This window comes from Paenibacillus sp. N3/727, assembly GCF_022637315.1.
Classification (GTDB): Bacteria; Bacillota; Bacilli; order Paenibacillales; family Paenibacillaceae; genus Paenibacillus_AQ; species Paenibacillus_AQ uliginis.
On the sequence record NZ_CP093336.1, the window covers coordinates 462937 to 484514 of the forward strand.

General features: G+C 49.2%; 14 protein-coding genes. 9 read left to right on the forward strand and 5 right to left on the reverse strand.

Annotation, left to right across the window (positions count from 1 at the left end):
• The first annotated feature begins 12 nt into the window (after positions 1–12).
• A complete protein-coding gene (locus MNQ98_RS02105; protein WP_241931698.1) occupies positions 13–2304 on the forward strand; it encodes a glycoside hydrolase family 3 C-terminal domain-containing protein in 2292 nt (763 codons plus the stop codon).
• A gap of 90 nt (positions 2305–2394) precedes the next feature.
• Entirely contained in the window at positions 2395–4680 is a 2286-nt protein-coding gene (locus MNQ98_RS02110) for a glycoside hydrolase family 3 protein (protein ID WP_241931699.1), read from the forward strand.
• A 111-nt stretch (positions 4681–4791) separates the two neighbouring features.
• On the opposite strand, the gene MNQ98_RS02115 is transcribed toward MNQ98_RS02110, so the two are convergent.
• Positions 4792–5604 carry an AraC family transcriptional regulator gene (locus MNQ98_RS02115; protein ID WP_481856754.1) on the reverse strand — a complete coding sequence of 271 codons (813 nt, stop codon included), beginning with the start codon at positions 5602–5604 and terminating at the stop codon, positions 4792–4794.
• Positions 5605–5747: 143 nt separating this feature from the next.
• Between MNQ98_RS02115 and MNQ98_RS02120 the strand changes: the two genes are divergently transcribed.
• The 7 genes from MNQ98_RS02120 to MNQ98_RS02150 all read left to right on the forward strand — a co-directional run bounded on the left by MNQ98_RS02120 (position 5748) and on the right by MNQ98_RS02150 (position 14687).
• Complete coding sequence (locus tag MNQ98_RS02120; protein ID WP_241931701.1) at positions 5748–6521, forward strand: sugar phosphate isomerase/epimerase family protein; 774 nt, start codon at positions 5748–5750, stop codon at positions 6519–6521.
• Positions 6522–6750: 229 nt separating this feature from the next.
• Entirely contained in the window at positions 6751–7770 is a 1020-nt protein-coding gene (locus MNQ98_RS02125; protein ID WP_241931702.1) for a Gfo/Idh/MocA family protein, read from the forward strand.
• 292 nt (positions 7771–8062) lie between these two features.
• A complete protein-coding gene (locus MNQ98_RS02130) occupies positions 8063–9856 on the forward strand; it encodes a cache domain-containing sensor histidine kinase (RefSeq protein WP_241931703.1) in 1794 nt (597 codons plus the stop codon).
• A 35-nt stretch (positions 9857–9891) separates the two neighbouring features.
• Entirely contained in the window at positions 9892–11472 is a 1581-nt protein-coding gene (locus MNQ98_RS02135) for a response regulator transcription factor (RefSeq protein ID WP_241931704.1), read from the forward strand.
• A 72-nt stretch (positions 11473–11544) separates the two neighbouring features.
• A complete protein-coding gene (locus tag MNQ98_RS02140; RefSeq protein WP_241931705.1) occupies positions 11545–12867 on the forward strand; it encodes an extracellular solute-binding protein in 1323 nt (440 codons plus the stop codon).
• Between the two features lie 40 nt (positions 12868–12907).
• On the forward strand, positions 12908–13783 hold the full coding sequence (locus tag MNQ98_RS02145) for a carbohydrate ABC transporter permease (RefSeq protein ID WP_241931706.1): 876 nt from the start codon (positions 12908–12910) through the stop codon (positions 13781–13783).
• Positions 13784–13862: 79 nt separating this feature from the next.
• Positions 13863–14687, forward strand: a complete 825-nt coding sequence (locus tag MNQ98_RS02150) for a carbohydrate ABC transporter permease (RefSeq protein ID WP_241933819.1) — start codon at positions 13863–13865, stop codon at positions 14685–14687.
• 315 nt (positions 14688–15002) lie between these two features.
• Here the strand turns inward: MNQ98_RS02150 and MNQ98_RS02155 are convergent, their stop codons facing one another.
• The 4 genes from MNQ98_RS02155 to MNQ98_RS02170 all read right to left on the reverse strand — a co-directional run bounded on the left by MNQ98_RS02155 (position 15003) and on the right by MNQ98_RS02170 (position 21438).
• Positions 15003–17495 carry a glycoside hydrolase family 38 N-terminal domain-containing protein gene (locus MNQ98_RS02155; RefSeq protein WP_241931707.1) on the reverse strand — a complete coding sequence of 831 codons (2493 nt, stop codon included), beginning with the start codon at positions 17493–17495 and terminating at the stop codon, positions 15003–15005.
• 14 nt (positions 17496–17509) lie between these two features.
• The gene (locus MNQ98_RS02160; RefSeq protein WP_241931708.1) at positions 17510–18529 is read right to left on the reverse strand and encodes an ROK family protein; all 1020 of its coding nucleotides are present in this window, start codon (positions 18527–18529) and stop codon (positions 17510–17512) included.
• Entirely contained in the window at positions 18516–20387 is a 1872-nt protein-coding gene (locus tag MNQ98_RS02165) for a class I mannose-6-phosphate isomerase (protein ID WP_241931709.1), read from the reverse strand. The genes MNQ98_RS02160 and MNQ98_RS02165 overlap by 14 nt, the downstream gene beginning before the upstream one ends.
• Positions 20388–20514: 127 nt before the next feature.
• Positions 20515–21438 carry an AraC family transcriptional regulator gene (locus MNQ98_RS02170; protein ID WP_241931710.1) on the reverse strand — a complete coding sequence of 308 codons (924 nt, stop codon included), beginning with the start codon at positions 21436–21438 and terminating at the stop codon, positions 20515–20517.
• Positions 21439–21578 lie beyond the last annotated feature (140 nt).

Sequence of the window (21578 nt, forward strand, 5' to 3'; positions counted from 1 at the left end):
GGACGTTCAAATATGAATCGAAATATACAAGAAATCATTACGCAGATGACTCTGGAAGAGAAAGCAAGCCTTTGTTCTGGTCTAAACATGTGGCAGACTAAGCCCGTAGAACGGCTCGAAATACCGTCGATCTCGATGACGGATGGGCCGCATGGCTTGCGAAAACAGGGAGACCTCGCAGACATGTCCAGCAAAACCGTTCCATCCACCTGCTTTCCGAGTGGCGCGGGGCTTGCCTCCTCATGGGATCGTCAGTTGATCCAGGAAGTCGGCAAGGCGCTTGGCGAAGAGTGCCAAGCGGAGGATGTGCAAATTATTCTTGGGCCTGCTGTCAATATCAAGCGTTCACCGCTGTGCGGACGAAACTTTGAATATTTCTCTGAGGACCCATACCTGTCCTCGGAGATGGGAACGCATCACGTATATGGTGTACAGGGTGAAGGCGTTGGAACCTCGGTAAAGCATTTTGCAGTCAACAACCAAGAGACGCTCCGTAACTCCATTAACGCCGTTGTGGATGAAAGAACATTGCATGAAATTTACCTCCGCAGCTTTGAAGGACCGATTACAGCAGGGAATGCCTGGACCGTGATGTGCGCGTACAATCTGGTGAATGGAGAGTTCTGCTCGGAGAATGAAGACTTGCTGACCGATGTGTTGAAAAAAAGATGGGGACACCAGGGTCTGGTTATGACCGACTGGGGAGCCATTAACGAGCGGGTAAAGGGCTTAAAGGCCGGACTTGAGCTGGAGATGCCTTATGTTGGGCCAGAGCATGATGGGATGATCGTCGAAGCCGTGAAATCCGGTGAATTGGATGAATCGGTGCTAGACCGTACAGTAGAGCGGCTGCTGACGGTGATTTTCAAGGGCTTTGACAACAAGAAGCCGGGCTTCACCTACGACCAAGAGGAGCATCACAAGCTGGCCCGCCGTACAGCAGCGGAATGTATGGTCCTGTTGAAGAATGAAGACAATCTGCTCCCTCTGGGGCCTCACCAGTCGGTTGCTGTCATTGGTGCATTTGCCAAAAATCCGCGCTATCAAGGTGGCGGCAGTTCACATATTTCTCCAACACGGCTGGATGCGGCTTATGATGCAATCGTGGAGATGGCACAGGGCAAGGTGGCTTACGCTGAAGGCTACAGCCTGAAAGGCGATGCCATTCATGAAGACCTGATTGCTGAAGCTGTAGAGGCTGTAGCAGGGACAGAGGTTGCTGTCATTTTTGCAGGCTTGCCGGATTCATTTGAATCTGAAGGTGTTGATCGTACGCATCTTCATATCCCGGGTTCGCAAATCGAGCTGATCAAGCGGGTTTCAGCAGTGCAGCCGAATACGGTGGTTGTGCTCTCTAATGGATCACCAGTTTCCATGCCTTGGTTGTCTGATGTGAAAGTCGTGCTTGAAGGATATCTGGCAGGTCAGGCAACAGGCTCCGCAGCAGTGGACGTTTTGTATGGAGCTGTGAATCCAAGCGGCAAGCTGGCCGAGACTTTCCCTGTGACACTGGAGCAAACCCCGGCCTATCTTAATTTCCCGGGCGGCAAGAGTGAAGTGTTTTACGGAGAAGGGTTGTTTGTAGGCTATCGATACTACGAAGCTAAGAAGGAGCAGCCGTTGTTCCCGTTCGGACATGGACTTAGTTACACTCAGTTTGCTTACGAGAACATTTCAATAGATAAGAAACAAGTGAAGGATACAGAGTCTGCGACGATTACCGTGACGGTTCGTAATACAGGGGATCGTGCAGGAAAGGAAGTGGTACAGCTCTACGTAAAGCCGCTTGATAGTACGGTTGTCCGGCCTTTTAAGGAATTGAAAGGCTTTGAGAAGGTTCATTTGGAGCCAGGTGAAACTAAAACGGTGAGCTTTACGCTCGATAAGCGCGCTTTCGCTTACTACAATACAGAAATTCAGGACTGGTTCGCAGAAACCGGCGTATATGATGTTTTGGTTGGCGGTTCATCCGCAGATACACCGCTGTCTGTGTCCATCAACGTGATTTCAACGGCAATCCCATTTAAGAAAGTTACGCGGAATACGAAGTTTTACGAGCTGCTGGCAATCCCGGAAACAGCGTCAATGGCCGCAGAGCTTATGGAGCTTAGTATGGAACGGATTAAGCAGATGGGAGCCATGTTTGCAGACAGTATGGACAGCGGCTTGACCGAACTGTTTGATGCGGTTGTGCAATGGAAGAAATACGACGGTCTTCGTTCAATCGGAGGCATGACTGGCGGTATGTCAGAGGAGAAACTGACGGCAACGATTGATGAGTTGAACCAGAAATTGGGGCTTTAAAAATAGAGAAGCTGTATATATAAGGAATCAATGCAGTGTTGATTCTGGCGTAGTGCATAGGAGAGCAAACTTGGAGTGGAGGGAACCAGAATGAACAATCAAACGATCCAAACCGTGAATGAAAGTGGAGACAACGTACAATATGTGAACAACCCGGGAGGCCCCAAGCTGGGTTACTCTCCTGGATCAGGCGTAACGATCATAGAGCAGGACGGACTGTTTTTCAAGGATTTGAGCCGTGACGGCAAGCTGGATCGGTATGAGGATTGGCGGTTATCGTCGAAGGAGCGGGCTAAGGACCTGGCGTCAAAAATGACTATTGAGCAAATCGCAGGCCTGATGCTGTACAGCCGGCATCAATCCATTCCAGCTGCAAGCAACTCCTGGTTCTCAGGCACCTATGACGGTAAATCCTATGAGGAGAGTGGAGTGAAGCCTTGGGCGCTGACGGATGAACAGCTTGCCTTTCTCGTCAGGGACCATCTGAGACATGTGCTGGTGACAACGGTGGAGAGTCCGGAAGTTGCAGCACGCTGGAACAATAAAGTGCAAGCTTATGTGGAAGGTACGGGACTTGGGATTCCGGCAAATAACAGCTCAGACCCACGGCATAGCTCAGATGCCAGTTCGGAGTTTAATGCGGGCTCCGGTGGGCATATCTCCATGTGGCCGGAGACGCTGGGCTTGGCTGCAACCTTTGATCCGGACACCACCAAGAAATTCGGCGAGATTGCCTCCAAAGAATATCGTGCGCTTGGCCTTGCAACAGCACTCTCCCCACAGATTGATATTGCTACAGAGCCGCGCTGGTTCCGGTTTAACGGTACCTTCGGCGAGGATTCCCTGCTAACTACCGATATGGCTCGCGCCTACGTTGATGGGTTCCAGACATCGGAGGGAGAGAGAGAAATTTCCGAGGGCTGGGGCTATGACAGTGTTAACGCCATGGTGAAGCACTGGCCTGGCGGCGGATCAGGCGAAGCCGGAAGAGATGCCCATTACAGCTGTGGGAAATATGCGGTTTATCCGGGAAACAACTTTGATGAACATTTGATTCCATTTGTGGATGGAGCTTTTAAGCTGGATGGAAAGACCGGTATGGCTTCAGCTGTTATGCCATACTACACGATCTCTACAGATCAGGATACCGTAAACGGGGAGAATGTCGGCAATTCCTATAACTCCTATCTGATCAAGGACTTGCTGCGGGAGAAATATGGCTATGACGGTGTGGTCTGCACCGACTGGCTGATTACCGCTGACGAATCCGGCCCACGGGATTCCTTTCTTACCGGTAAACCATGGGGTGTGGAAGGACTGACGGTGGCGGAGCGGCATTACAAGCTGTTGATGGCAGGTGTTGACCAGTTTGGCGGCAACAACGAGATTGAACCGGTACTGGCTGCCTATCAGATGGGCGTTGAAGAGCACGGAGAAGCGTATATGCGGGATCGCTTTGAACAGTCTGCGGTACGCCTGCTGAGCAATATGTTCCGTCTTGGATTGTTTGAAAACCCGTATGTAGAGCCGCTGCAAAGTGCGGAAGTTGTGGGGAATGCAGAGTTTATGCGTGAGGGATATGAAGCACAGTTGAAATCGATCGTCATGCTAAAAAACAAAAATGGCGTACTGCCTCTTCAGCAAAAGAGAAAGGTCTACATTCCGAAACGCTTTATGGCGGCCGGAAAGGATTGGTTTGGCAATCCGACGCCGGAAAGCCTTGAGCATCCGGTAAATCTGAACATTGTATCAAAACATTTCGAGGTTACAAATAATCCTGATGAAGCTGACTTCGGCCTTGTGTTTATCAGCATACCGAAATCGGGAACCGGCTACAGCGAGGAGGATGAGGAACAGGGAGGCAATGGTTATGTGCCGATGAGTCTGCAATACAAGACCTATACGGCAGAGCATGCCCGCGAAGTGAGCCTGGCTGGCGATGCGCGGCCGAGCGATGTGCTGAATCGTTCCTATAAAGGCAAATCGGTTACACCTCAGAATACAACGGATCTGGACATGGTGTTGGAAACGAAGGAAATGATGAAAGGCAAACCAGTTATTGTATCCATGCTTTTGTCGAATCCGACCGTAGTTGAGGAATTTGAAGCGGAAGTTGATGCCATCCTCGTAAACTTCGGCGTTCAGGATCAAGCCATCATGGAGGTACTCATTGGCGCGGTAGAGCCTTCAGGCCTGCTGCCGATGCAGATGCCGGCTAATATGAGAACGGTGGAAGAGCAGTTTGAGGATGTGGCACATGATATGGAATGTCACGTGGATTCCGAGAACCATACCTATGATTTTGCCTTCGGCCTCAACTGGAATGGTGTCATTGAGGATGAGCGGACGAAGAAATATCGGAGAGCGCGCACGTAATTACTTTCGGGATTTTCCTGATTGCGTTGCTCACATATCTTGATAAAAGGAAATGACCCACTCCTAAGGTTGGCAAACCAGTGGGTCATTTCACTTGATATCGTCCCGAGCTTACTCAACCGACCCGACGGGCGTTGTTTCTATCTCTCGGAATCTCGCCGGGGGCATGCCATATTTGGCTCGGAATACACGATGAAAATACGAATAGCTGGCAAATCCGCACGTCTCGGCTATCTCCTCCAGTGTCAGGGAGCTGTACTTGATACGTTCAACCGCAGCATTAAGCCGGATTTCCAGCGCATATTGGATCATGGTTTTGCCATAACAGGCTTTGAACAGCTGAACAGCTCGAGACAAGCTAAGGCCGACATGAGCAGCAGCCTCTTCAAGCTTAAACGTAACGGTAGCATGCTCTTCAATGAATCTCTTCAAGCGTAATGCCATGAAGGCTGAGCGGTCTGTAGGTTTCGTCTCCGTAATCGCCCGATCCAGACACAGGCAGAGTCCTTGCAGCAAATAACCGGTTAGCTCAACATTCTCCCCCTCCGGCCCGCGGCGCTTCTCCAGCAGAAGCTGCCTCCACAAGCCGAGAAGATGATCGTCAATGCTGATATGGTTGACTATGTGGCGACTCATGCGGCTCCACCAGGCATCGATCCAAGTACCATTGCAAAAAATAAAGTAATCGCCGCTCGACACACGTCCGTCACTCGTTTCTTCTCTTACCCGCAGCTCGTATTCATCTCCGGGTTTAAGCAGCAGGAGATCGCCAGCCTGTAAATGGTACTCCTTGCCGTTGCAGCAAGCCTCGCAAGAGCCTTCGGTTTGCAGACGGAACAGATAGGTTGTTAAGCCGTTCTTATGATTGTTGCTAAAAGGCGCAGTGTGATAGGAATAATCGCAGATCAGCAGTCTTGACTCCACCATGACTTAACCTCCATTCCAAAAAAAAGTAAGCAGATAGTTCATGTTTTGACAATATAGTTTATGTTCATTTTAGCCTACTTTCATGTAAGATGGTACCATATAGAGCATTATCAAAATCCATTGAATAGAGGTGTCCTTCCATGAGAAAAATGGGTATCGGACTGCAAATGTATACGCTTCGCGACGAAACTGCGCAGGATTTCCGCGGTACGCTTCGCAAAGTGGCGGAACTGGGATATGAAGGTGTGGAGTTTGCAGGCTATGGCGACATTCCGGCAGAGGAGATGAAAACGCTTCTTCAGGAGCTGGGTCTTAAGGCGATTGGTAGTCACGTGGGACTGCATCTTCTTCGCGAGGATCTGCAAAAGGAGATCGATTACCTGAAAACGATCGGCGCCAAGTATGTGATGTGTCCATATGTAGCTCCAGAAGAACGCGAGGATGCAGAAGGTTGGAAGAACCTCTTTGCCTTCCTGGAAGAAGTAGGTGCTGAAGCACGCAAGCAGGGACTGATCTTTGGTTATCACAACCATGCATTCGAATTTGAAGCTGAAGTGGATGGCGAATTTGTATTTGATGCCATGTATTCAACGACTTCACCGGATGCGGTTCAAGTTGAGATGGACGTATGCTGGATACAGTTTGCCGGACAAGATCCGCTTGCTTACATTCCAAAATATGCAGGACGTTTGCCACTCCTTCACCTGAAGGATTTCAGCAAGGATGCCGAAGGCAACATGCAGACGCTTGAGCTGAGCCAAGGCTCGGTTGACTTGCCGGCTGTTATTAAGGCTGCTTCGGATGCAGGCACAGAATGGCTGATCGTGGAGCAGGATGTATGCCAGAATCCACCGCTGCAAAGCGTATCAAATAGCTTGAACTGGCTGAAAGAGAACTATTTGAACCAATTCTAAATTTATTTAGATTGAACTAAAGAAAAGTAAGAACTTCAACGGAGAAGGCGGAATTATTCTGGAGAAGCGTGAGCGGTCGCCTTTGTCCCCGGATTTCAACATTTGTATTGATATATAAAAGGAATCTGGGGGCAACAGCGATCGGAAGAATAATCCGCATTCGTAGTGATGCTCAGGCTAAGAATCATTAGTTCAACTAATATATTTACTCACAGAGGAGATAATCAACATGAACAAAATCAAAATTGCTGTATTTGGCTGCGGTGCTATTGCCCAGCGCAGACACATTCCTGAATATGCTGCCAATCCTAACGTAGAGCTGGTTGCCTTCGCTGATCCGTTAAAAGAACGTGTTGAAGAGGTTGCTAAGATTTATGGCGGAAAAGCTTACACAAGCTATGAAGAATTGCTGAAAAATGAAAAGCTGGATGCAGTCAGCGTGTGTACGCCGAACTACCTGCATGCGCCGATGACCATTGCGGCAGCAAATGCAGGCTTGCATGTATTGGTTGAGAAGCCGATGGCTACTACAGCCGAAGAAGGAGAGCAGATGATTGAGGCTGCACGTAAAAACGGCGTGTACCTGATGGTTGGTCACAATCAGCGTCTGATGCCGCCGCATGTGAAGGCGAAGGAAATCCTCGATTCCGGCAAGCTTGGAAAAGTGCTTACGTTCCGTACTTCTTTCGGTCATGGTGGTCCGGAGAGCTGGAGCCTGGATGGACGTGATAGCTGGTTCTTCCGCAAAGAAGAAGCAATCATGGGTGCCATGGGTGATCTCGGTGTGCATAAATCCGACTTTATCCGTTATTTGCTGAGTGATGAAATTGCTGAAGTGGCGGGATTTATCGGTACTATTCATAAAGACGGAACAGACGTAGATGATAATGCGACCTGTATCGTTCGCATGAAGAGCGGCGCTGTCGGAACGTTGATGGCCAGTTGGACACATTATAGATCCGGTGACAACAGTACTGTGCTCTGGTGCGAGAATGGCGTCATGAAGATTGGTGCTGTAGAGGGGGATGAGGTTGTCGTTGAGCTTACGAACGGCACGGTAGAAACCTACAAGGTCGGCGCAATGGCAACCAACGAAAAGCAGGTTCCTAGCGGTGTGATCGATGCGTTCGTTGAGTCCATTCTGACCAACACACCACCGACAATTTCCGGTGAAGAAGGCTTGCGTTCATTGAACGTTATCCTGGGTGCGTTCGAATCTCAGGCAACAGGAAGCATCGTAAAATTGTAATTGAATCATGATTTAATAACCCTCTCTTGGGCTGTGGTGGGATGTTGTTCCTACCATTGCCGGGGAGGTTTTTTTGTGTTCGGATATCTTTAGCGGTCATCACTGGATTCAAGCTACAGCAGGTCCATTGGATATTTTTATCCCCCTCTGTGACGAAGAAATCATTTACTCCGACAGGAGGATTACTCTAAGATAGATTTTAATCTATTGGGCTGAAAGCGTTTGCGCTTGGCAGCGGGCTCATGAGATAAGCATCTGTGTGGTTTAGGCACATAAGAACTGAGGTGAAGGAATGAAAAAATGGCTCGGCAAATCGCTTAAACACAAGCTTTCACTGCTGATCATCATTGCGACGATGGTTCCACTCCTGTTTCTCGGTCTATTCTCTTACAATATGGCGGGCGGCATTACTGAGGAAAAGGCTAAAATATCAGGGATGAATACGTTGCGGCAGCTTGAGGCTTACCTGGTGACGATGGTGAAGGATGTGGAGAACATGTCTCTGTTTCTGATCGGGCACAGTGGGGTCCAGAGTTATCTGAAGTCGCCAGAGAGAGAAAGCAATTATACGCAGCAGACATCAATCATCAACTTCTTGACAAATCTGGCGTTCTCGAAGGAGTATATTGCGAACATCATTATTGAGCCGCTCGGAGCAAAGCAGCCGATTTCGCATAAATCATTGATCCGTTCTGAATTCACTGACATTACGGAGGATATCCCGGATTATTACAAGGGCCATCCCAAGTGGTGGTCTAATGTACACCGGCAGTGGACGTCGGACGGAGTACGGCAGGTTGTAACGCTGGCCCGGCCGATTCGAAGCACGGATAAATACAAGCCGATTGGCAAGGTCCAGATTAATGTAGACCAAGCCGTGATTGCTTATCAGGTCACGCAGGCGGCTCTGGAGAAGAGCGGATTTGTGCTGCTGCTGGATGAGCATGACCGGATCATTGCCGGTCCTTCCGACATGGAAAGTAACCGTGCGCTATCCGATTTTTATCCGGGTATGAAGTTGATGGAAGGGCCAAGCGGGACTTTAAATTACGGGGAAGGGACGGCTAAGAAGACTGTACTCTACAAATCGGTATCGGATGTGAACTGGAAGCTGGTCGGCATCATTCCAGCTGCAGAATATCGTTCACAGAACCAGTATGTGCTCAGCTTGATGGCCGTTGCGGTCACTGTTGCGATTCTTCTCGTAATCATTCTCGTTGTCTTTCTGATACAGAAAATTACGAAACCGTTATCCACCTTGACCAAATTCCTCAAAAACTCAAGTCCGGAGGAGCCGCTTCCCGCGATTCCTGTAACAACGATTGATGAGGTAGGACAGCTGATCATCAGCTATAACCGTCTAAGCTCCCGGATTGTGAAACTGACGGAGGAAGTGAAGCTAAGTGAATCTCTAAAAAAAGAAGCGGATATGCAGGCACTTCAGGTACAGATAAACCCGCATTTCCTGTACAACACCCTATCTTCCATCCAGTGGCTTGCCTTGATGAACAAAGACAGCAAAATCGCTGATATGGTCGGCTCACTGAGCGACTTTCTCAGATTCAGCCTGAATAACGGCCAGGAATATTGCGCTGTCCGCCAGGAGATGGAGCATGTCCGGAATTATGTGAACATTCAGTCCATCCGTTACCCGGATAAATTGATCTTTCATGTGTATATGGATGATCGGGTGCGTGATCTGACTATGCTCAAGCTGCTGCTGCAGCCGCTCGTAGAGAACGCGATGCTGCACGGTATTCTGAAACGGGAAGGACCGGGTACGATTACGATCCATGCAAGCTGTGATGAACACGGTATCCATTTGATGGTGGAGGACGATGGAATAGGCATGAGTGAGGAACGATTGTTATGGCTGCGTACTCAATTGGAGGAGCATCCGGTTCACGTTCATGAGAAGGAGCGATCTTCCCAAGGAAGCTATGGGCTCCGCAATGTGAATAACCGGCTTCATCTTCATTACGGCAAGGAGGCCGTTCTTCGGATTGAGAGCACGGAAGGAAGAGGGACAGTAGTTAGGTTTACAATCCCGATTGGAGAGGATAGGTCGGGGATTGAGTACAGCTGAATCACACACGTGAAGGGAAAGGGAGATGATCTTGGATGAAGGTGTTGATTGTGGATGACGAAGTGATCATTCGGACGGGGCTGAGCACGGTAATTAACTGGGAGGGCAGTGGTTTTTCCGTATTGGAGCCAGCCGCTTCAGCGGAAGAGGCACTGCAGCGGATTCCGTGTGAACAGCCTGACATAATTTTTACCGATATTCGGATGACGGGCATGAGTGGAATTGAACTGGCCCGTGAAGTAATGAATGAGCGGCCGGACACAGAAATGATCATTATATCTGGTTTTGATGAGTTTATATATGCCCAGCAGGCGATGCGGGAAGGCGTCAGTGAATATTTGCTGAAAACGAGCCGGCCCGACGAAATAATACAGGCGGCGATTCGGGCGAAGGCTCGGATTGAACAGCGGCGGCAGGAAGATGAACTGGGCAGGACGCAGGAAAGAGCGGTCAACCGCAGCTTTCTGAGAAGACTGCTTGCCTCGGCTACTCTTCCAGATGAGAAGACGGTAACAGAGATGTGGAACAGATACCCCGATCTGAGGATTACTCAGGGGAAGCATCATTTGCAGGTCTGGATCATTACCTTCCGTCATAACGATACTGCCGAGGAAGAAGGACGTGCACCAGAAGTTCTCTACCATGCCCTTGGGGAGAGATTGACCGAACTTCTCCCTAACGGATGTGAGTGGCTGCAGTGGGACGACTCGATCCTGCTGCTGATCAGAACTGAGCTGGAACGCGAGGGCATAAGCAAGCTGGAATACATGATCCGGAAAGCGGGGGAAGAGCTGAACTCCGACATCTTTGCCGCCTGTGGGCAACCGGTCGGTGATGTAAGGCAACTGCGGCGCGCTCTGGACACAGCTGTCGAAGCCGCTTCTTATGAATGGCTGCTATGCCATAAAGGATATGTACACTATGAAGACATAAGTGAACGTAAAGGTGTCCGGGTATTTTGCACGATGGAAGAGGAGAAGGAGCTGGCAGCATGGCTTCGGGCCGAGGACCCTGGCGTCCTGAAGAGTGGAATCACGGAGCTGCTGGCACGTCTCCGGTGTGATCATCAAGCGACGCCAAGCTCGGTGCGAGGTTATCTTCAGACCCTGATTGTTGCCGGACACCGCTGGCTGGAGCGTACGGCGTTGTCTATCGGCCGTTCATATGAACCGCCGAATGGGGATAAGCTGGACATGACTGAACTTGCGCAAAGACCGGAGAAGGTGCTGATGCACCATTTTGAAACGTTAATTAAGCAGCATGCCGAGCTGGTATCCGGTATAAATCCGGTTCAGCGCGCGGTCGCGTATATACACGAGCATCTGGGCCAAGGGTTATCGCTGCAGCAAGTTGCAAAACATGTGCATATGAATTCAAATTATTTCAGCGAGTTGTTCAAACGGGAAACCGGACAGAATTATATCGAGTTTGTAACACAGGCCAAAATGCAGAAAGCGATGGCCCTGCTGCGTGAAACACCTGCCAAAATTAGTGAAGTGGCAAATGAAGTCGGCTATGAGGATATGAAGTATTTTAACCGTCTGTTCAAAAAATTTACGGGAATGACCCCCTCTGAATATCGGGCAAATGCTGAAATTTATCCCTCTATCGACTGAATTATGTCCCCTACGGACTTACGCCCTCCTCTTCTATACTTGGGTTATTCATGCTATCAAGGAGGATTGACAATGAAACCAATACAAAAAATGGGTTTAGTCCTGCTCATGCTGACACTGATCTTGGCAGGTTGCGGAGAATCAAGCAGTAAACCGAAAGATGAAACCGCTAACAAAGGGGATAAGGTCAAGCTGACGGTCTGGCACAATTTTGCCGGTGATGATCTTCGGGCCAAAACCGTACGGAGCTTTATCGATCAATTTGCCCAGGATAATCCCGATGTTGAGCTTGATGCTCAGGCTATTCCAGTAGACGGTTACCGTCAGCGTCTCAGCACGGTAGCGGCCGCGAATGAGCTGCCAGACTTAATGTTCGTATATGCAGGTAGTCATTCTACAGAATTGTATAAAGCCGACCTGCTTCAGCCGATCACGGACGTGTTGGACCAGAATCCAGAATGGAGAGATAAGTTCCTGCAAGGCGCTTTTGATCCATTCACTTTTAAGGAAAAAGAGGTTTACACAGCTCCGCTCGCCATGTCGGCTACCTCGATTTTGTATTACAACACAACTCTGTTTGAGAAACACGGCGTCAAAGTTCCGACGACTTGGGAAGAAATGATGACGGCGATTAAGGTGTTTAACGATAACGGAGTGACACCGATTGCCCTCGGCAATAAAGCGCCATGGGTTGCACAGTCAACCATTATTGGTTCGCTGGCGGACCGCGTGACCGGGACGGAATGGTTCAAGAATGCTTCAGAACAAAAAGGGGCCAAATTTACAGATCCTGAATTCGTGGAAGCGCTTGGATATTTTAAACAGCTTGTCGACAACAAGGCCTTCCAAGAGGGAGCGAACAGCATTGATAACACGCAGGCGGAGCAATATTTCATTCAGGGCAATGCAGCGATGATGGTCAGCGGTGCCTGGACACTTACGAACCTTGCATCCTCTGCGAGTGAAGAACAGATGAAGAACATTGATGTGACCGTTCTGCCGTCAATTCCGGGAGGTAAAGGCGATCCGAATACGATTTCCGGCGGAGCAGGTGGTGGTCTCGCATTGAGTAAAAGAACGGAAGGTGCCGCCAGAGAAGCCGCACTGAAGCTCATTTACACGGTCAGCGGACCGGAAGCACAGAAGGCCATTGCCGAGAGCAATTCGATGGTTATGTACGATACGGACATCGATCAAGCTAAAGTAACGTCGCTGTATTATAAAGCATTTAATCTCGTAAAAAAGACAGGCATCACGCCGGTATATGACGCTTACCTAACGGCTGAAGCAGGCGAAGCGATCAATAATGGTCTTCAGGAAATTATGATGGGCGGAACACCTGAAAGCGTGGCGAAGAAACTTCAGGACGCGCAGGCCAGATCCACAGCACAGTAATGAGACTTCCAAGGGTGTCAGAAGAAGGGAGGCGTCTTAAGTGCCAACAGCCATTCGAAGTAAAGGATTTATAGCTCTAGCTCTGCTTCCGGCGCTTCTGCTGTTCCTGTTGTTTGTTATCGTCCCGGTCTTTTGGTCGGCGTATTACGGTTTTTTTAACTGGAAAGGGTTAGGCGAGGCCAAGTTTATCGGCTTTGGCAACTACAATGAAATATTGCACGATCCAATATTTTGGAGAGCACTGCGGAACAACCTGATCATTGTAGTGTCATCCATTATAGGACAGATTCCGATTGCCTTAATATTGGCGCTCCTGCTTCTCAAGAACACATTCTTCTCCAGGATTATTCGTTCTGCCGTCTTTATGCCGATGGTGCTCTCGACGGTCGTAGTCGGTCTTATATGGGGGTACATCTACAATCCGCAGTTCGGTCTTGCGAATAAATTGTTGGAGATTATCGGACTAGAATCCTGGACACGCGCTTGGCTATCTGATCCGAAGGTCAACATGTTCGCGATCTCGATCCCGATCAACTGGAGCAACATCGGTCCGTATATGGTTATCTTTATCGCGGCTTTGCAAAATATCTCTCCCGAAATCAACGATGCTGCTAAAATTGATGGCGCGACCGGATGGAAAAAGCTGATTCAGGTGACACTGCCTATGATTTGGGGGACCGTCGTTGTGACACTTGTTCTCTGTATTTCCGGAAGCCTGAAAGCGTTTGATCATGTCATTGTAATGACAGGCGGGGGACCGGCACAGTCCACAGAGCTACTTGCTACCTATATGTATAACAACACGTTTGATGTCTACCGGTATGGGTACGGTTCAGCCGTGTCTACCATGATTATGATCATCAGCGCTTTACTGATCGCCATTAATTTTGTGCTGACCCGAAAGAAAGCAAGCTGATGGAAAGGAGCGGCATGTGAAACAACAACAGACACATTCAGCAGAGGCAGCCGGAAGTCTCGCATACCCGAACCGAAGGCTGGCCAAGAAAGGCATATCCGGTTTGGTCAAGCTGCTGCTGCTGGTATACTCCCTAATAACGCTGTATCCGCTGTATTGGCTATTTATTAGTGCGTTCAAGACGAACCAGGATTTTTTCAACCGTCCTTACGGCTTGCCTCTGGTATGGATGAAAGAGAATATCATCAGGGCGTGGGATCTGGGGAATATGGGAAGGGCGATGCTCAACTCCACCATCGTTACGGTTACATCCGTTGTGCTCACGATTGTGCTCAGCCTTTTAGCAGCTTATGTGCTTGCCCGGTTTCAGTTCCGTTTTAAAAAAGTAGTTATGGCGTTATTTCTGGCCGGGATGCTTATTCCGATTCACAGTACGCTGGTTCCGTTATTTCTCATGATGAAAGAAATCGGACTGCTTAATTCATACGGAGCACTCATTCTGCCGTATACGGCGTTTGAGCTGCCGATTGCGATCTTTTTGGCAATGGCTTACATGGTCTCCATTCCACGGGAGGTTGAGGAAGCGGCTATGATCGACGGCAACGGTTGGTGGGGCATATTCGGAAGGATCATCCTACCGCTATGCACCCCGATTGTAGCGACGATATCGATATTGGCTTTCCTGCGATTCTGGAATGACTTTTCCTTTGCGCTTGTGTTTATCAATTCACAGGCACTAAAGACGCTGCCACTCAGCCTGTCCCTGTTCTCGGACGGCTTCGGGACAGACTACAGTCTTACGATGGGGGCCATGGCCATAGCGGTCATCCCGACGATTGTTATTTATCTTATCCTTCAGGAACAGATCATGAAGGGTATGGTGGCCGGATCGGTTAAGGGGTAGATGCGGTTGGATCTAATAAAATCAGGGGCACTCCAGGATCATCAAGATCCGAGAGTTGCCCCTGATTTTTCTAATGCTATATAAATTGAACTAAAGAATGGAATTACTTCAACGGAGAAGGCGGAATTATTCTGGAGAAACGACAGTGGTCGCCCGAAAGCTTTCCACAGGAAAGCTCGCTTCGGAAGCATAAACTGTTCCCAGATTTCAACGATTGTTTAAATTATATTAAAAGAAATCTGGGGGCAAGAGCGATCGGAAGAATAATCCGCATTCGTAGTGATGCTAACGCAAAGATCTTTAATTCAATTTATGCTATGACTTGATACGGTGTACCGTAAATTGTCCTGTAGACGCATGAAGCGCCCCAACGGTTTGCTCTGGTGTCATATAATGCAGACGATCAATGGCATAACGGAATTCGTAAAAACCGCCAAGCGTCGCTTTAAAATTCGTTTCCCAATAATTCGTCAAGATCCACGCGTAGGTAGAAGGCGTATCCTTCCCGGATTGTTGGGTATGCAGCTTGCGGTGGCTGTGATCCAAAGTGCCTAACTGTAGCAGGGGTGTATCAGGCATGGAAAGAATAAGCGTTTCATCACCTTCTGCCGTATGCCAGAACAATCCCTCTTGAATACAGGTGTAGTCAAGACAAGAACCTGGGAGTTGATCCACCCATGGTCGAACAAGGCATCCTGCTTTCTCTACATAAAGCTCGGCTTCGGTTCCCATAGAGAATGGCAGAGCCAGATAGACGTTTTCCGGGAGCCAGACACTTTCCTTGTGGAGGCGAACAGACACCTCGACACGTGGCTGGTTAGCAAACATTTTGAGGGTAAGGGCGTAGTAGCTAAGCCCTTTCACTTCAAATTCGAACTCGACCGTGGCGTACAGTGGCCCGTTGTCGAGCACCTGTACTCTGGTTAGACGGCCAGCGTCTCGCTGGACGTTTACTCCTTTTCGGTTGCGTCCCATTCGGGAACGGGCTGAGCATACCTGGGACGGATTGTGTTCATCCTGTACAGGCGTAACTTCATACACCGGTGTGAATGGAGCATGCTTCCGGTTAGTGTCCAGCAGATCAGTGGAGAGGCGCTTGTCGATCCAAGCGGTGATGCCCTCATTTATTTTCCACTCGATCCGCATCGTCTCCGATTCCATCGAACAGCTATCCACCATGATCGGATTGGTTGACGATGAAGGCTCCCAAATGTCGTCGACCCCCTCACAACTCACGGGCTTAATATTGCACGCCGTGACCATGCTGTTCCGTGAGCTCTTCATTCCCTGTTGGCTAAGCACATTAATATGGAGAATCCGAGCCTCATTCGGTAGAAGGGTGAGCTCTGTTACGATTGTATGCTTGTGAGATATCTGGTACGGAAGGGTATCTCCCGTCGATTCATCGATAAGCTCGAAATCCTCTTTGAGGATGGTCGTTTCCCATCCATCCAACGGCAGTGTGACTTGAAGTGTTGCGGCCCCCGGTTCCGTATTGATGACCTCGTAACGCAACGGACGATTAGGCGATAAAAGAGCTCCATGGCGTGCGACAAGAGCTTGGTCTAACAGGCGATAAGCCCGTTTGCTGGCCTCGGCCGCGTAAGCCTGCTTCCGCACTTCAAGCATTTGCACCTGGGGGTGCCATGGCTCATACACGGAGGAATGGTATCCCCATGTATGCTCTGCATACATGGTTAATGCCTCAGAAGCTGCGTCAATATCGGCTGTGTTCGTCAATTCAACCTGCTGAACAAGCCTTTTCGCTTTTCGAAGAGTACGCTGAGCATCACGGTAGATTCCTGTGTGAAGAGCTGTTGACGCAACACCGTCAGACCACCAATCCGGCCAATCCCCGCGATGTACTGGAAGCGAGGACAAGTCTTCCTGCTTCAGGGTGGCGAAGAACTCAGATAAGGTAGCCAGCTTTATTGTAATCTGATCGCCAAATTGTTCATTCCATTGAGTGATCCATTCCGCAATTTCGGCATTTGGTGATGCGTTATCCGTACCAAGCCCCGATACCATGATAGGGATGAAGGAGTATGGATACTGCTCCTGTTCAAGATTCCATAAATACCGGTTGATTCGCAGGGTGGCCACTTCATTGTGCCGATCTTCCGGCTCTGACAAGGTATGTTGAAGTTCGTCTTTAATGATGTATTTCCCCAACGCATTCGGGCAGAAACCCAGTTCGTTACCGAACATGTAGTGCTCTCCGTTCCATACGAGCAGCTTGTCGCCGTTAGGTGCCTCCCACCAAAACGGGGTCTGCTTGCGGCCAAGGGGATACATTCCGTGATGTGTATGGATACAGGAGAACAGGTGCTGAATATCGTTCTCCAGCAAGCTGGTAGCATAACCCCAGCTGTATCCGTTAATATCAGCAGTCATGGCGCTGTCTATGTGGTGACCAAAGGATTTGGCATATTGCTGAGCCTTGCTGTGATTCCGCAGAAGAAGATCCAGGTCCGGCAGCTCCGTCATGTTGAGATAAGTTCCTGACAGCTCAATATCTCCCCGGATAACGGCCTGTTGAAAGGCTTCTTTTTCGAGTGGGGAAGCGACTTTTAAGAACTGATCCACGGCCCAGAACGTCTCACATGTCCATCGGAATGGCTTCCATTCCGGCTTGTCACCGCTGCGGGCTGCTTCAACGATGCTCAGAGCCTGACGGATGAAATCAATATGATATTGTTCAATTCGCTCTTGGCGTTCCGTATAACCGATATCCGTGTGTGAATGATGAATTACATAGATGGTCCATGGGCGTACGGGTTTATGATCGCCTTTGGTTGGTATGCTCATATTACGATAACCTCCTATTTATGAATCGAGGCGGATGGTTGTTTATCCGTACCCTCGAATAGCTTATGAATGCCTCTAAATACATCAATCATCCCGTCCTGCAGCTGGAGAATCGGAACGGAAAACGTGCCGAGAGTCTGCTGTATGTCCTTCTCCCAGAGGGGAAAGCTGCGCGAAATTTGTCCTCCAAGCACTATGCGGTTCGGCTTAAAAGCAGTAGCATAAGGCAGCAGCATTTCTCCCAGCCTGCGGCCATATTCATTGAACAAATCTGCAGCTTCTGTGTTGCCGTTTTTGGCTTCCTCCGCCAGATCCGCCACATCATTCTTCTCTGTGAGGATTCCCCGCTCGGAAGCCATTTTCAGAATACCTCTTCTTCCAAAATAGTCGTCAACGATACGGTCCCGGTAGGGTTCGGCAAACAACATTCCGTTTAATGGTATCCCGCCTTTGCCGGAGACGAGATATCCTTTATCAACAAAAGCGGAGCCTAATCCGGTGCCGAGCGTCAGGCATATCAACCGCTCTAACGGAAACCGGAGGCTGACTCCGAGCCCAAACATGAAGGCGTCATTGCCGAACCGGATATTAGCTGAAGCGAGTGCATCAATCATCGTGTCCGCGCTTGCTGACTTAAGCCGTTGAAATTCTGCACGGAGCAGATCACGAACAGACAGCTTGTACAGTGCTTCATATTTGCCTACGCCCTGAAGCAGTGCTATCCCTCCCGCATAATCGAACGGCCCGGGAAAGGCAAATCCGATCCGGACCCTTTCGTTCTTATCCAAAGGTCCGTAGGCAGAAGTGTAAAAGTTCAGCAATTCGTAACATGCGTCGGCGAAGCTGGCGATCGTATCAGAAGCAGGACCCTGGGACGCCGAGGGCCGGGTTATGAACGTTCCGGGCACGAACTGTCCATTTACGAGCAGAGCTCCTTTTAAAACGGTGCCTCCGGCGTCCAGTGCAAGGGTGATCTCGGCTGGTTTTCCGGCAGGTGCTCCGGTGCCGAAATCGGGTCCGTCACCAGAACGCATCGAAGGCCTCCGTGCCTGAGGTCCGGTTAGGTGGAAGAAGCGGAAGGTTCCAGTCCGGACTCACTTTGGCGGCAATAAGGGTGCAAGTGGAGCCGGAAAGGTTCTCCAGGCGGTATTCTCCTACACTAGCCGGGACGATATAGGCTTCGGCATATCCCCACTCAACCGCAGCCTCTTCGTTAGCCGTCGGCACGAGACGGACACGCGCGCCTTCTACGAGATTGTACATCACAAATTCTCCGCCAGTGTCCGCAATCCAGGTATCCTGCAGAGTCAGTCTGCGGACCTGGAACAGAAGATCGTCACGCTGTCCCAGCAGCTCCTCCGAGTTATTACCTTGGTTGCGGATTACCGTAGGACGGGATATAAGTCCGCTTTCTACGGCTGAGGTGTCTATGGAATCATTGATATTGTGGCGCGCATGCTCCGGGTTCATCGGACGCGGCTTGCCATCGGCATCTTTGCGCAAATAGTCATATATTTTGAACGTAAACCACCAGGTGGTTGAAGAGATTTCAAGAACCAGATTGTTCTGGCCGGAGCAGTGCACCGTTCCCGGAGGGATGAGATAAAGAGTCCCTTTCTCAGAAGGACATTCGTTAACATAGGAAGGCAGATCCAGCGGTACTCTGCTGTGATGAGCTTCCTCTGAAGCTTTGAGTAATTGGTCTCCCGTCACACCGTCCTTCAGGCCGAGATAGACTTTGGCACCGGGTTTATTTTTCATCACATAGTACGATTCCTGCTGTGTCATATGCTGATTAAATTGGGACTCTATATATTCCTGATTAGGGTGCACTTGCAGTGACAGATAGCCTCCCTCCATCGTGTCGAGATAGTTGAAGCGAATCGGGAAATAGCTGCCAAACAGCTCTACATTGCGTTTGCCCATAATGTCATTGGGCGAAGCCTCCATCAGCAGTGTAAAAGGAACCTCTAGCGTAATCCCATCTATACGGAGCAGAAGAGTGTTCTCCGGAGCAATTGGCTCAAAGCTCCAAGCACAATTCGGCCATTCATCTGGAAGCCCGCACAGCTCTTTCAAATACTGTCCGCCCCAGATGCCGGGTGAAAAAAACGGCTTAACACGAAATGGCTGGTGAGAGGTCTTATGCAGTACATGCTTTAGTGATGTTACTGGCAACCAAATCGGCTCATCGGGACGATTCATATCCATGTAGTAAGCATTCTGATGTGGCTGATCTGCCCAAAATGCTAGCCAGTCATTGCGGTAAGTCTCCCAGACGGGCCATTCGAGAAAATAGCAATTTTTATAAATTTCAACGCGGTCCGAGGAGCCGCCGAATCCAAAGTTGCCAAATTGCGGTGAATGACGCTTCTGCTGATTTTCTCTGGAGTAATCTGCATAAAAGTTCAGATCTGATTCCCCGCCGGAGATAAGCGATGCGCCAGGTCCATATAAAACAACGATGCCTCCATTAGCGGATAGCTCTGTTGCCCGTTGTGACCAGACTGTTTTTGCCCCATTTTGAAAATATTGAATGGGTTGAACATCAGTCGCTGTATAACCGAAGGCACGATTGTCTGTCAAATAATGCGCCATCTCCGAACGTAGCTCTGATTCGGATTTTAGAAATTCGGCTGTGAAGTGTTGGGTAGTAGGAATGTTCTCCTGCTCACATGCGAAGTGAAGCGAATGAAGCAATGTATGAAAGTCTGCACCATTCGTTCCATCCAGAGATATAAACAAGGTATGCTTTGAATCCGGGTCGCCTTCGGTAGCCTGTTTATACGTTGATAAGATCAGTGAACACCAAGTATCCGTGCCACGATGAATGGAAATCGATTTATCTTGAACGTTTACATGGTTGATCGGAAATGATTGAAAGGTTGTCATGGGGTAAAGCATCCTCCCTTCTGTAAGGTGATACGATTTCATTGTAGAAGCAGAAGGGAGTAGCGTCTTTATAAAAAGAGGAAGGTTTTTTGTACAATCAGGACATGTATTTGCGTCTCCGTATAGCTTACAGATTCGAATCGAAGCGCCCCTCCGTAAATTGGGAGCGCCTAAATCGTGCGGGGGTTACACCAAGCTTCGCTGTAAACACGCGTGTAAAGTAGTGAACAGATTCAAACCCACAAATGAGGGCAATCTCTTTGATCTGCCGATCACTGTTCAGAAGCAGGCTTTTGGCTTTTTGCACACGCTGCTCCTGAACATAGTGAACAAATGATTGATGCCCGTATTTACTGAACAGTCGCGTCAAATGCCGTGAGGTGATGTGCAAATGATTGGCGACCCGCTGCAGTGGAAGAGGTTCACTCAGATTATCTTTTATAAATAATTCTGCCTGGTAGACGATGGATGCCCCTTCTTCATTCATTTCAGTATCAACGGAATCCATATGCAGTTTTGGCCCATGAGCCACGAGAATGGACAATATTAAGGATAGGGCCGTGCTTTGCAGGGCGAGCGGTGGATAGGCCATGTCATGATGGAACAAGGATATAAGAGAATTCCATAACATTCCCGGAGGTTGCGAAAGGCTCTCTTGTATCACGGGTGTGCCCTGTTTAGCGAGCATTCCGAACGCCTGTTGATAAAGTTCGCTGCAGGCTGACAATTCTGGTTCGAAGGCAACATAGCTCAGTGACAGGCCCTCATCACTTTTGATTGAGTGCAGGACACCCGGTTTGGAGAGGAACAAAGTACCCGGTGATAGGGCATAATGATTAGGACCTTCCCAATAGGATCCGTGTCCCGTCAAAACATAACAAGCTTCGAAAAAGGAATGCTTGTGCTCCGTATTATCAAAATGCTGGGGCATAAATCCCCAATAGTGAATGTCGAGTGTAAGCTCCGGTTGCTCTATCCGGTTTAAGGAGCGGTTCATTACCGAATTGGCTCGTTTAAAGGAGAGAGCAAGGGATGTTTTATCTATGGTCATTGAGGGGAATTCCTCCTCGGTGAAATAAAATCTGAAGTTTCATTAATGGTTATCAGCTTTTTACTATCAAAATGTTCTCGATATGCATGTCTGGCTCACATGGATGACAAGCCGGATATCTATATTATAAGTCTATCGAA

Excerpts from the sequence above, each read along its gene's own strand:
- MNQ98_RS02105 (WP_241931698.1), top strand. The coding sequence starts at position 13 with ATGAATCGAAATATACAAGAAATCATTACGCAGATGACTCTGGAAGAG.
- MNQ98_RS02110 (WP_241931699.1), top strand. The coding sequence starts at position 2,395 with ATGAACAATCAAACGATCCAAACCGTGAATGAAAGTGGAGACAACGTA.
- MNQ98_RS02120 (WP_241931701.1), top strand. The coding sequence starts at position 5,748 with ATGAGAAAAATGGGTATCGGACTGCAAATGTATACGCTTCGCGACGAA.
- MNQ98_RS02125 (WP_241931702.1), top strand. The coding sequence starts at position 6,751 with ATGAACAAAATCAAAATTGCTGTATTTGGCTGCGGTGCTATTGCCCAG.
- MNQ98_RS02130 (WP_241931703.1), top strand. The coding sequence starts at position 8,063 with ATGAAAAAATGGCTCGGCAAATCGCTTAAACACAAGCTTTCACTGCTG.
- MNQ98_RS02135 (WP_241931704.1), top strand. The coding sequence starts at position 9,892 with ATGAAGGTGTTGATTGTGGATGACGAAGTGATCATTCGGACGGGGCTG.
- MNQ98_RS02140 (WP_241931705.1), top strand. The coding sequence starts at position 11,545 with ATGAAACCAATACAAAAAATGGGTTTAGTCCTGCTCATGCTGACACTG.
- MNQ98_RS02155 (WP_241931707.1), bottom strand. The coding sequence starts at position 17,495 with ATGAGCATACCAACCAAAGGCGATCATAAACCCGTACGCCCATGGACC.
- MNQ98_RS02160 (WP_241931708.1), bottom strand. The coding sequence starts at position 18,529 with ATGCGTTCTGGTGACGGACCCGATTTCGGCACCGGAGCACCTGCCGGA.
- MNQ98_RS02165 (WP_241931709.1), bottom strand. The coding sequence starts at position 20,387 with ATGACAACCTTTCAATCATTTCCGATCAACCATGTAAACGTTCAAGAT.
- MNQ98_RS02170 (WP_241931710.1), bottom strand. The coding sequence starts at position 21,438 with ATGACCATAGATAAAACATCCCTTGCTCTCTCCTTTAAACGAGCCAAT.